Here is a 12,207-nt window from a genome sequence, read left to right as displayed (position 1 = left end):
CGTGGACTTGCCCGCGCCGGACTGACCGAGCAGCACGCTCGTACCGCCGCGGACCTCGGACGCGAGGTCGTCGACGCCCTCGCCGGTGGCGGCGCTGACGGCCAGCACCCGCGCGCCGGGCGCGGCGGCCTCGACGTCGGAGACGAGGTACGAGAGCCCGGTGGCGTCCGGCACCAGGTCGGCCTTGGTGAGTACGACGAGCGGTTGCGCGCCGGACTCCCACGCGAGGGCGAGGAACCGCTCGATCCGCCCGAGGTCCAGCTCTGCGGCGAGCGAGACCGCGACGATCGCGTGGTCGACGTTTGCCGCCAGGACCTGCCCCAGCGACTGCTTGGAGGACCCGGACCGCAGGAAGGCGGTACGGCGCGGCAGCAGCGCCCGTACGAGCGGTGGCGCGCCGTCGGGGTCGACGGCCGCCCAGTCGCCGGTGCAGATGGTCTTCACCGGGTCGCGGGGGGTGACGAGCGAGGTGTCGGCGCGGACCGCGCCGAAGGGGGTCACGACATCGGCCAGGCCGCGGTCCACGCGGACCACCCGGCCGGGTAGCAGGCCCTGTTCCCCGTGCGGGGTGAAGTCGGCCGCGAAGCCGTCGTCCCAACCGTAGGGAGTGAGCGCGGAGTCGATCCGGTGTGAGGAGTTGAGCGGGTTGGACAAGGGAGGCCCTTCGGAGGGTGGCTCTCCGGAGGCGGGCGCGCTCGCGGCGCGCGAAGCGTTGGCTCAGCCGGAGGCCACAGGGGTGGGAGTGATGAGCTGGCGAGTGCGGGCAGCGCCCGGCGCGGTGGCAGTCATCGGTCCTCACCTCCTGTTCTCTCAACGGCGTTGCTTCGGTGGTGCCTGGGGTGTTGCTGCTTCGGTACTCCAGCGGTAGCCCGCTGCTTAGGTTCCAGCGGCGGCCCGCTGCTTCGGCGCTCCGGGCCCGCTGTTTTCCCTGCGGACCCTAGACCGGCCGTCCCGACCTGCCAACCGGTTTTTCGGGGCCGCCGGCCGGCCGCGGGCCGGCGCATGGTCGCGGGCCCCGGCCGACCGTGGGGATGACCTCGGCCGGGGCCCGCTGGTGTGGCGGCCCCGCAATCCCGTCCTCCCCTCCTGGACGGGGCGGATCCCGGGCTGTACGTCAGGGAGTTGGCGGTCTGGCGTACGGCCGTGGACCGTGCGGCGGGGCCGGCCGGGCGGTGCCGATGCCCCGGCTGCTGTGGGCACCGGCACCGCGGTCCCGCGCACGCCGCCCGCCGGCCAGGGGGTTGCGACCCAACGGCGTGCGCGGGGGTCAGGATGCGTCAGGCGGGGCAGAGCGGCACGCTGTTGGGCGGGGCACAGTTGTCCGGGAAGTTGTTGGCGAAGATAGTGGCGACGGGTGTGATCGACACTGCGCCGGAGTTCCTGTAGATGCCACCGCCGGTTGTGGCCGTATTGCGGAGTACGAAGCCGGCAACGAAGACCGTCGCCCCGATGTCGTTGTAGAGAGCGCCCCCGGCCGTAGCCGTGTTGTCACTCAAGGTAACAGCGTTGAGCTGTACGACGCCGCCCAGGTTGGCGATGCCGCCGCCGACGTTGGGGAACGGGGCGCTGCCACCTCCCACGGTGATAGCGTTGAGGACGAGGTTGCCGTCCCCCCCGTAACTGCTGCCGTTGACCTCCAGGATCCGGAAGGCCGGAGCACCCGCGGCCCGGGTGATTTCGGTCCCCAGCCCCGACATCGAGATGGGTGTGGTGATATCCGGCAGCCCGGTCGGTCCGTTGACGCCGTCGCCGTGGGCTTGGGTCAGGCGGTACGTGCAGCCCGGGGTCAGGGCCAGGTTGTCCCCGCCCATCAAGTTGGCGGCATCGATGGCGTTCACCAGGGCCGTTTCACTGCATGGCACGAACTGCACGGCATGAGCGTTGGTGGGAACGAGAGCCAGGCCCACGGCCACGGCGGCGGAGGCGAGAAGGGCGGATAGCTTCCGCCTACGGGTAGCTCGCATGACTGATGCTCCTTTGGTCCGACAGTCGCGAGCCGCACCAGTCGGCGCCGGGGAACGGCGCCGACTGGTGGTTTCCGTCCCCCACGGAGGAGCCTGCCCATAACGACAGTTCGGCCTAGCCCGGCTTTCCCCTGACGGGAAAAGAATGGCGAGCCGCCTGTCGAAACTCCCCCGGGAGGTATGGGCGGCCCGCCGGTGTTGATGCAATGAGCAAAGCACCATGGCATAGCCCCTTCAAGAGGGCCCCAATAAGTCCTACTAGTATTCAGGAGCACGAAACTCGCGCCCCTGCTGTACCACCGTCAATTCGCTCCCGCATGCCCCCGCGTACGCCCCCATCAGGCCATCAATGGCCGCCATTCCGCCTTCTCGAATTCACGCAATTGATTCCCGACGACCTCATCCATCGTTTTTCCGGGATTCAGCGAGAGGGGCTGGCCGCAAACTGACGGCGGCCACGACCGCGCCGATCGCCACAAACACGGAAGCCACCAGAAGCCCCGATTGATATCCCTCGACAAATGCGGCCGACGCGCCCTTGCTGTCGCTTTCCGTATTCTGCCGGTGGGCGACGATCGCGCCCAGTACGGCAATTCCCAGCAGCCCGGCGAACTCGCGCGCCGCGCTCACCACTCCCGAAGTCGCGCCCGAGACCTCATCGGGCGACGCGTCCAGCGTCCTCTCGGTCAACGGCACCGTCAGGGCCGAGCCCGCGCCGATCGCGACGAGGCCGGGCAGCAGGTCGAGCGGACTCGCGCCCGCCCCGACCCGCGCGAGCGCCAGCAGCCCGGCCGCCACGGTCAACAGCCCGCCCGCACAGGCCCGATGGGCCCCGAGGACCCGAACCAGTACGGGAACGAGCGGTGTTGCGAGGATCAGGAACAGGGCGACCGGGGTGAAGGCCAGCCCCGCCTCGGTCGGCGTCAGCCCCAACACCCGCTGCAGGAACAGCGCGGTCAGGAACAGCACCCCGTTGACGCCGAGCCCCCACAGCACCTGGGCGGCGAGCCCCCCGGCGAAGACCCGGTCACGGAAGAGCGTGAGGTCCACCATGGGCGTACGCGCGGCGTGTTGGCGCCACACGAACAGCGCCAGCGCCAGCGCGGAGGCCGCGAAGACCGCCACCGCCGGGACGAGCCCCAGTCGCACCCCCTCGATCAGCCCGAACGCGCAGGCACCGGCGGCCAGGCACGACAGGCCCGTGCCGAGCGGGTCGAACCGCCCGGCGAGCGCCACCGCCCGTACGAGACCGCGGCCCGGCACCGTACGGCCGCCGCGCGGCAGCGCCCTCGCCACGGTGACCGCCGCCAGTACACCGAACGGGACATTGATCGCGAAGATCCAACCCCAGCCCCAGTGCTGGCTGATGAGGCCGCCGAGGACCGGGCCGAGGGCGAGCGCGAGTGCCAGGGCGGACATCCAGACGGCGATCCCCGCGGCCCGTGCGCGGGGCCCGAGGTCGCGGGCCAGCACGGCGAGCGAGGCCGGCATGACCAACGCCGCGCCGACCCCCTGGAGGCCGCGGAAGGCGATCAGCACGGGCCCGCTGCGCGCGAGCCCGCACAGCAGCGAGGCCGCGGTGAAGAGCGCGAGCCCCGTCAGCAGCGTGGGCCGGCGACCCCAGATGTCCGCCGAGCGGCCGCCGGTGAGCAGCAGCGCGGCGAAGGTCAGGGGGTACGCGGCCGCCACCCACTCCAGGTCGGGCAGGTCGAGCCGGAGGCTCTGCTGGATGCGGGGCAGGGCGACGTTGACAACGGTGTTGTCCAGGCACGTCATGAAGGCCGCGAAAGCGAGCGCCAGAAGAATTCCGAATTCCCCCGGACGGCGGCTCGCCGACTCAACTCCCTGTCCACGGCCATCTCCTGAGGCGGCGTCTTTCCCATGCCGCACCGGGCGGGGTCCGCGCATGCGCATGAATTCGCACCTCGGTTCGAAACCTGGCATTTAGCATCAGCATATGCCCAAGGTGTTTGACTCACCCTAAAGCCGCCCTTAATGTCCGGAAGGTAAATTCTCGACGATGGCGACTTCCGCTCCCCGTGCCTGCGTACGGAGCCGGATGCCATGGCGGGACGCTCACCGGAGGGTGCAGTCAGCATGTCCGCAAGCATTGATGGCGGCCCCGTGCCCGCACGGTTCTCCCCCGCCGACGAGGAGACCCTCGTCGGCCGTCTGGCACGGAACGCGGCGCTGACTCCGGACGACCCCGCGTTCACCTTCCTCGACTTCGCGGCCGACCCCGCCGGACGGCGCCACACCCTCTCGTGGGCCGAACTCGACCGGCGCGTCGAGGCGATGGCCGGGGTGCTGGCCAGGGCCGGGGCCACCGGGGAGCGCGCCGCGGTGCTCGCGCCCTCGGGGCTCGAATACGTGGTCGGCTTTCTGGCGGCGCTCCGGGCGGGCGCCGTCGCGGTGCCGCTGTTCCCACCCGGGATCCTCGGCCACGACGACCGGCTCGTCTCCGCCCTCACGAACGCGAGCCCGGCGTGTCTGCTCACCACGAGCGCGAACCGGGCCTCCATCGCCGACTTCTGCGCCGGCCGGCGCATCCCCGGCAGGCCGCGCACGATCGCCGTCGACGGACCCGAACTCGCGGAGGCCGCGGCGAACGCCGCCCAGGAGCTGATCCCACCGCGGTTGCGGCCGCAGGATCTCGCCTACCTCCAGTACACCTCCGGAGCGACCCGCGACCCCTCGGGCGTGGAGATCTCCCACACCAACGTCATGGCGAACGTGCGGCAGGCGCTCCAGGTGTACGGCCTCGACCGCAACCGGAACTGCGCGGTGTCCTGGCTGCCGCTCTTCCACGACATGGGGCTGATCTGCACCCTGGCCCTCCCGGTGGTCGGCGGGATGCACTCGGTGTTCATGGACTCGCTGGCCTTCGTCCAGCAGCCGATCCGCTGGCTCCGCGCGCTCACCGACTACCCGGGAGCCCTCACGGCGGCCCCCAACTTCGCGTACGACTACTGCGCCCGGCGCATTCGCGAGGAGGACCGCGCCGGGCTCGCGCTCGGGCGCGTGGCGGTGATGATCAACGGGAGTGAGCCGGTGCGGGCCGAAACCCTCACCCGGTTCCACCAGGCCTTCGCGGGCTGCGGGACGCGGCCGGAGACCGTGCGCCCTTCCTACGGTCTGGCCGAGGCCACCGTCTTCGTCGCCACCACGCCAAGAGCGCGGGCGCCCCGGATCACCGCGTTCGACCGCGAGCTGCTGGGGCTCGGCAAGGCGCGGCCCGTCACCACGGGCTCCTTGGGCGGAGCGATCCAACTCGCCGCCTGCGGGCGGCCGGTGGGCCAGGAGGCGGCCGTCGCCGAGCCCGAGGCGGGGCGCCGCCTGCCGGACGGCGAGGTGGGCGAGATCTGGCTGCGCGGCCCCAACATCGCGCGCGGCTACTGGCGCAACCCCGAGCGCAGCGCGGCCGCGTTCGGGGCCGTGCTGGACACGGACGGGCCCTCGGACGGCACCTGGCTGCGCACCGGCGACCTCGGGGTGTTCCACGACGGCGAGCTGTACATCACGGGCCGGATCAAGGACCTGATCATCGTCGACGGGACGAACCACTACCCGCACGACATCGAAGCCACCGTGCAGGGGGCGCACGCGCTCATCCGCTACGACCACGTGGCCGCCTTCGCGTTGACCGTCGACGGGCAGGAGCGGCTGGTCGTCGTCGCCGAGCACGCCAGGGACCTCACCGACCCGGCCACCCACCACAGCGCCGTGGCCCGCGCCGTACGGGACGCCGTGGCGACCGGGCACGGTACGGCCGTACACGACTTCGTCCTCGCGCCACCGGGCACGGTGCCGCGGACCAGCAGCGGCAAGATCGCGCGCAGCGCCTGCCGCAGCCAGTACCTGGCGGGCGCCTGGTCGGGGCCGGCCGGCCAGGGCCCGGCCCCGGCGGGAGAGCCGGCATGACGGACTCTCCGGAACACGCCGAGCGCGGCGAGCAGGCCGGTCAAAGTGCCCGGATCCGCGGCCTGTTGACCCGCCTGGTCTCGGAGGCCTGCCGGATCGCGCCCGAGGAGATCGCCCCCGACCGGCCGCTGGCCGAGTACGGGCTGTCCTCGCGCGACGCGGTCGCCATCTCCGGCGAGCTGGAGGCGGCCCTGGGCCGGTCCCTGCCGACCACCCTGCTGTGGCAGAACCCCAGCATCGACGCCCTCGTACGCCACCTGTTCGGGGACTCGGAGAGCCGCCCGGGGGAAGGGTCCGCCCGGGCTGTACGGGGGGCCTCCGGGGACCCGGCGGGTTCGGGCGCCATCGCCGTCGTGGGTGTCGGCTGCCGACTGCCCGGCGGTATCGAAGGCCCTGACGCCTTCTGGGACTTCCTCATGGCGGACGGGGACGCGATCGGCGAGGTGCCGGCCGAGCGCTGGCGGGACTTCGACGACGGCTCGGCGGCCACCGCCGCGGCCCTGGCCCGTACGACCCGGTGGGGCGCGTTCCTGGACGACGTGGCCGGGTTCGACGCCGAGTTCTTCGGTATCACGCCGCGCGAGGCGCAGTTGATGGACCCTCAGCAGCGGCTGCTGCTGGAGGTGGCGTGCGAGGCGCTGGACAACGCGGGCCTGGCGGCGGCCGCCCTGCGGTCCAGCGCGACAGGGGTGTTCGTCGGACTCAGCTCGCTCGAGTACGGGTTGCTGACGGCAGCCGATCCGGCCCGCGCCACCGAGTGGACCGGCACCGGCGCGGCCGGCTCCATCGCGGCCAACCGCATCTCGTACGCCCTCGATCTGCGCGGGCCGAGCATCACGGTCGACACGGCCTGCTCGTCCTCGCTCGTGGCGTTGCACCAGGCGTGCCGCGGGCTGCGGGCCGGGGAGTGCGACACGGCGCTGGCCGCCGGGGTCAACCTGCTGCTCTCCCCCATGGTCACGGCCGGATTCGACCAGGTGGGCGTGTTGGCCGCGGACGGCCGGTGCAAGGCCTTCGACGCGGCGGCCGACGGCATCGCGCGCGGCGAGGGGTGCGGCGTGGTGGTGCTCAAGCGGCTGGCGGACGCGCTGCGCGACGGGGACCCGGTCCGGGCGGTGGTCCGCGGCACGGCCGTCAACTCCGACGGGCGGTCGGCGGGCCTGGTCGCGCCGAACCCGGTGGCGCAGCAGGCGCTGCTGCGGGCGGCGCTGCGCGACGCGGGGGTGGCGGGCGCCGACGTGGACTACGTCGAGGCCCATGGCACCGGCACGCTGCTCGGCGACCCGATCGAGGCGGGGGCGCTGGGCGCGGTGCTGGGTGAGCAACGCCCCGCGGAGCGGCCACTGTTGATCGGCTCGGTGAAGAGCAACCTCGGGCATCTGGAGGGCGCGGCGGGCATCACCGGCGTCATCAAGACCGTACTGGCGCTGCAGCACCGCACCCTGCCGCGCAGCCTGCACTTCCGCGAACCCAACCCGCACATCGACTTCGACGGGTCCCGGCTGCGCGTGGTGGGCCGGACCGAGCCGTGGCCCGGGGACGGGGGGCGGCCCGCGCTGGCCGGGGTGTCCGCCTTCGGCTTCGGCGGCACCAACGCGCATGCGGTGCTGGAGGAGTTCGTGCCGGAGGACGCGGCCGGGCACGGCGCCGTACGGCCGCCGGCCGCGGCGCACACCGAAGCGGATCCGCGGGCCGAGGCGGATCCGGGAGCCGAGGCGGCGGCGCGGCTCGAGACGGCCTCGGGTACGGAGGCGCTCCAGTGGGCGGGAACTTCCCCTCGCACCGGCGCGTTCTCGCGGGCCGGGCGGGAGCCGGACGCGGGCGAGCCCTGCGCGCTCGTCCTCTCCGCTCGCTCGGCCGAGCGGCTGGGGGACGCCGCGCAGGGTCTCGCGGACTGGCTGATGGCCCCCGCCGGGCTGCGCACGCCGCTGGAGGACGTGGCCCACACGCTCGGCCACCGCCGGCACGGCCCCGTCTCCGCCGCGGTGGTGGGCCGGGGCCGGGAGAGCGTGGCCGAGGCGCTGCGCGCGCTGGCGCAGAACCGGCGCACCCCTGGCGTCGTGGGCCCGCACCCGGCCCCCGTACCCGACGCGTCCGACGCGGCGGACGCCGCTTCGGATCCGGGCGGCCAAGTCAGCGGCCTGGGGCCGGTGTTCGTGTTCTCCGGGTACGGCTCGCAGTGGGAGGGCATGGGCCGCCGGCTGCTCGCCGAGGACCCCGCGTTCGCCGCCGCCGTCGGCGGGCTCGACCCGCTCTTCGCGGCCGAAGCGGGCACGCCCCTGAGCGAGATGATCACCAACGGGGTGCCGCTCGACGCCGTGGAGAGCGTCCAACCCCCCTTGTTCGGGCTCCAGTTGGCACTCGCGGACACCTGGCGGGCCTACGGCGTGGAGCCCGCCGCCGTCATCGGTCACTCCATGGGCGAGGTGGCCGCGGCGGTCGTGGCCGGGGCGCTCGAACCGGTGGACGGCCTGCGCATCATGCTCCGTCGCTCGGTGCTGCTCGGGGGCATCGACGCGAAGCGCACCGGGGCCATGGCGGCGGTCGAACTGCCGCTGGACGCACGGGCCGAGGTGCTCGCCAGGCACCCCGGGGTCGAGGTCGCGGTGGACGCCTCACCCCAGCGGTGCACGGTGACCGGCCCTGCGGAGGCCGTCGGCCGGCTCGTCGCCGACCTGGAGGAGGCCGGGCACCCCGCCCGCCTCCTCCAGGTCGGCGCCGCGGGGCACTCGCCCGCCGTGGACCCCCTGCTGCCGGAGCTGCGGGCGGCGTTCGCGGACATCCCCGGCCGCGAACCCGCCCTCCCCTGGTACGGGACGGTGTACGACGACCCGCGCCGGACGCCGTGCCCCGACGCGGACTACTGGTGCGGCAACACCCGCCGCCCGGTGCGGATGCGCCAGGCGGTGGCCGCGGCGGCCGAGGACGGGCACGCGGTGTTCCTGGAGGTCTCGCCCCACCCCGTCGCCACGCTGACGGTGGGCGAGACACTGGAGCAGGCCGCGCCCGGTCGGCGCACCCTCGTCCTGCCGACGCTGCGCCGGGACGGCGACGAGCCGCTGCTGCTGCGGGCCACCCTCGCCGCCCTGCACACCGCGGGCGCCCAGCGCGGCCCCGAGCTGCTGTGGCCGGCCGGCCGCCGGACGGCCCTGCCCACCGCGCCCTGGCGGCACGTACGGCACTGGGTGGACAGCGGCCCGGCCGGCCGCGCCGCCCGCCCGGCCGGGCACCCGCTGCTGGGCACCCGCGTGGACGTGCCCGGCACCCGCCGCGCGCTGTGGCGCGGGGACGTGGGTACGGACGGGTGGTACCGGCCGGCGGGCCAGGTGCACGGCACGACGGTGCTGACCCTCGCCGCGTGCGCCGAGATGGCCCTCGCGGCGGCGGCCGAGGTCTTCGCGACCCCGGTGGACGACCTCGTCGTACGCGACCTGGCCCTGGACCACCTCCTGCCCCTCTCCGACACCACCCCGGTGACCACGGCCCTCGACCCCACCGGTCCCGGGCGCGCCCAACTCGCCATCCACACGCGCTCGTCGGCGGGGACGTGGGTACGGCATGCGAGCGCGACGGTGGCGGCCGGGGGGGCGGACACCGGCCGACCCGGCCTGTCCGCCTGGGCCGGCGCGGCCTCCGCGGGAGGCCGACCGGCGGACCGAGCGGGCGAGTCGGCGCGCGACGGCGACGCGCGGCAGCAGGCCCCGTCCGGCGACTCGCGCGGAACCGGGCCCGGCTGGACCGGGGCTGCCCCGCCCGGCGGGTCCGACGCGGCCGAGCCCCGCGGTCCGGGACACGGCGCGGGCGCCAACGGCGGCCAGAGCCAGGCCGGGACCGCCGGGCACGGCCCGGCGATCGGCGCCCCCGGTGGGCCCGAGCGGGACGCGTTCACCGTCGTGCTGCCGCCGCCCGACGACGGCGCGCCGGACGGGCTCTCGGATCCCTGGCAGGTCAACCCCGCTCTGCTCGATGCCTGTCTGCGGGCCCCCGTGGCCACGACCGAGGGCCGGGACGAGTCGGACGGCGCCGTTCCCGAGGGCGCGATCCCCGTCGCGGTGGGCGAGTTGCGCGTGCGGCGCCCCGGGGCGGTCGCCGGGCTCTGCCGCGTCCGGCCACTGCCCTCGCGGCCCGCACCGCACCGGACGACCCCGGGGCGCCCGGCTCCGGGAGAGCTGGGCGACGGTGCTCGGGCAGCGTCCGAGCTGCCGGCCGAGCCGGCCGCGGGCCACGCATCATCCGTCAACGACACTTCATCCGCGGCCAGTTGCTGGACACTGCGGCTGGAGGACACCGGCGGGGACGCCGTTGTCGAGGCCGCCGGAGTGGTACTGCGGGCCCCTTCTGCCGGGGAGGTGCCGCTGCCGCTCGGCGAGACGGCGTACGAGATCACGTGGGACAAGGCCGCGCCGCCCGAGCGGCGGGACGCGGCCGGCAAGGAGTGGCTGCTGCTCCCGGTCGGGGCCGGCGATGGCTCCGCCACCGAGGGCGCCCGGTCGGCCGCCGAGGGCGGGGCCCGGTTCGCGGCGGGCGGCGGGGCCCTGTTCGCCGATGCGCTGCGGGGCGCGCTCGAAAGCGAGGGGGCCGGGGTCACCGTCGCCCCGCTGGACGTACGGGCCGTCGACCGGGACGGCGCCACCTGGCGCGAGCGGCTGGACCGGACCGTGAGCGCCTGGCGGCGCGCCACCGAGGAGAGCGCGGCCACCGCCGTCGTCGTGCTGTTCACCGAACCGGTCGGCGCGCTCGACGCGCGCGAGACCGTCCTGGCCGCCGCCGACGCGGCCCGGCACCTGACCGCCCCCGGCCCGGGCGGGACACCCCGGCTGTCCCTGGTCACCACGCGCTCCGTGGTGGTGAGCGCCGGGGAACCCGGCGACCCCGACCGCGCCTGCCTGCGCGGCCTCGTACGCGTACTCGCCCTGGAGCAGCCGCAGTTGCGCTGCCGCCTGATCGACGTCGACCGCTCCCCCGAGGCCGAGCACGACCTCGCGCGCGAGCTGCTCGGCGACGCGGACACCGACCAGGTCGCCTGGCGCTCCGGCACCCGCTTCACCGCCCGCCTCGCAGGCGCCGACCTGGACAAGGACCCCGCCGCCCCGCATACCGCCGGCACCGTCGAGGACTCGGACCTCCCGGCTGCCCCCGGCCCCGCCAAAGCCCCGGCCCGCGTGCCCTTCGCGCGGCCCGGGGCCGCGTACATCGTGACCGGCGGGCTCGGTGGTCTGGGGCTGGCCACCGCCCGGCGGCTCGCCGAGCACGGGGCGGGGCGCCTGGTGCTCAACGGGCGGCGCGCGCCCGGCCCGCAGGCCCTGGCCGCGCTCGACGAGCTCCGCGCCCTCGGCACCTCGGTCGCGGTGGTACGCGGCGACATCGCCGAACCGGACACCGCGGCCCGCCTGGTCGGCGAGGCCGTACGGGCCGGGCACGCGCTCCGCGGCGTGGCCCACGCCGCGGCCGTGCTGCGCGACGGAGTCGTCAGCGGACTCCAGCCGGGGGACCTCGACACGGTGTTCCGGCCGAAAGTCGACGGCGCCCGGCACCTGGACCGGGCGACCGCGGGCCACGAGCTCGACTGGTGGCTGGTGTTCAGCTCGGCCGCGGCGCTCCTCGGCTCGCCCGGCCAGAGCTCGTACGCGGCCGCCAACGCCTGGCTCGACGCGCTCGTCCAGCAGCGCAGAGCCCGCGGCCTGCCCGGGGAGTCCATCGCCTGGGGCCCGTGGGCCGGGGTCGGCGCCGCGCCGGACATGACCGGCCTGGCCATCGACCCGATCACGCCGGACGAGGGGCTGGACGCGCTCCAGCTCCTCGTCACGGCCGGGCGGCCGTACACCGGGGTCGTACGGCTCGACGTGCCGCGCGTGGTGGCCGCCTTCCCCGGGGTCGAAGCGGTGCCGTTCTTCGCGGACCTGGTGCGCGGCGCGGCGGACGGCGGCGACGACTGGTGCGGTCCCGAGGCCCTGCGCGGGCTGGCGCAGGAGGACGCGGGGGCGGCGGTGCTCGACCGGCTGACCCGGCGGGCCGCGCTCGTCATGGGCTACCCGGACCAGGGCATCGACACCGCCGTGCCGCTCACCGAGTTGGGGCTCGACTCCCTGATGGCGGTGCGCATCCGCAACGCCGTCAAGGCCGACTTCGGCACCGAGCTGCCCGAGACCCTGCTGCTGCGCAGCGGCACACTGGCCGACGTGGCGGAACACCTGCTCGCCGGGCTGGACCTACGGGCTCCAGGGCACGGCGGGGGCCCGGCGCGCCCCGCCATGCCGCGGACCGTACTGCCGCGGGACGCCGCCGAGCGGCTGGTGGCCGGGGTGTGGGCGCAGGTGTCGGG

At 75.0% G+C, this 12,207-nt stretch carries 5 protein-coding genes; 2 read left to right on the top strand and 3 right to left on the bottom strand.

Annotation, left to right across the window (positions count from 1 at the left end):
- From rsgA to AOK16_RS09260, 3 genes are all read right to left on the bottom strand, one after another.
- Positions 1-654, bottom strand: a 654-nt coding sequence (rsgA, locus tag AOK16_RS09270) for a GTPase RsgA (protein WP_157859158.1), incomplete at its 3' end; no start/stop codon positions are given.
- A 623-nt stretch (positions 655-1,277) separates the two neighbouring features.
- The gene (locus tag AOK16_RS09265) at positions 1,278-1,871 is read right to left on the bottom strand and encodes a hypothetical protein (RefSeq protein WP_240483480.1); all 594 of its coding nucleotides are present in this window, start codon (positions 1,869-1,871) and stop codon (positions 1,278-1,280) included.
- 492 nt (positions 1,872-2,363) lie between these two features.
- A complete protein-coding gene (locus tag AOK16_RS09260; protein ID WP_079101207.1) occupies positions 2,364-3,872 on the bottom strand; it encodes an MFS transporter in 1,509 nt (502 codons plus the stop codon).
- A 189-nt stretch (positions 3,873-4,061) separates the two neighbouring features.
- Here AOK16_RS09260 and AOK16_RS09255 point away from each other — a divergent pair, with 189 nt between their 5' ends.
- Together AOK16_RS09255 and AOK16_RS28955 are read left to right on the top strand one after the other, a co-directional pair.
- The gene (locus AOK16_RS09255) at positions 4,062-5,885 is read left to right on the top strand and encodes a fatty acyl-AMP ligase (RefSeq protein ID WP_055471764.1); all 1,824 of its coding nucleotides are present in this window, start codon (positions 4,062-4,064) and stop codon (positions 5,883-5,885) included.
- Positions 5,882-12,207, top strand: a 6,326-nt coding sequence (locus AOK16_RS28955) for a type I polyketide synthase (protein WP_055471763.1), incomplete at its 3' end; no start/stop codon positions are given. The genes AOK16_RS09255 and AOK16_RS28955, both read left to right, overlap by 4 nt.

The sequence above is a fragment of the Streptomyces pathocidini genome (genome assembly GCF_001418495.1).
GTDB lineage: Bacteria > Actinomycetota > Actinomycetes > Streptomycetales > Streptomycetaceae > Streptomyces > Streptomyces pathocidini.
The sequence above is the reverse complement of the archived record's forward strand: the minus strand, read 5'-3'. Positions and strand labels throughout refer to the sequence as shown.

What these genes read in the sequence shown, in the direction of transcription:
- AOK16_RS09255 (WP_055471764.1), top strand. Translation starts at nt 4,062, where the DNA reads ATGTCCGCAAGCATTGATGGCGGCCCCGTGCCCGCACGGTTCTCCCCC.
- AOK16_RS09260 (WP_079101207.1), bottom strand. Translation starts at nt 3,872, where the DNA reads ATGCGCGGACCCCGCCCGGTGCGGCATGGGAAAGACGCCGCCTCAGGA.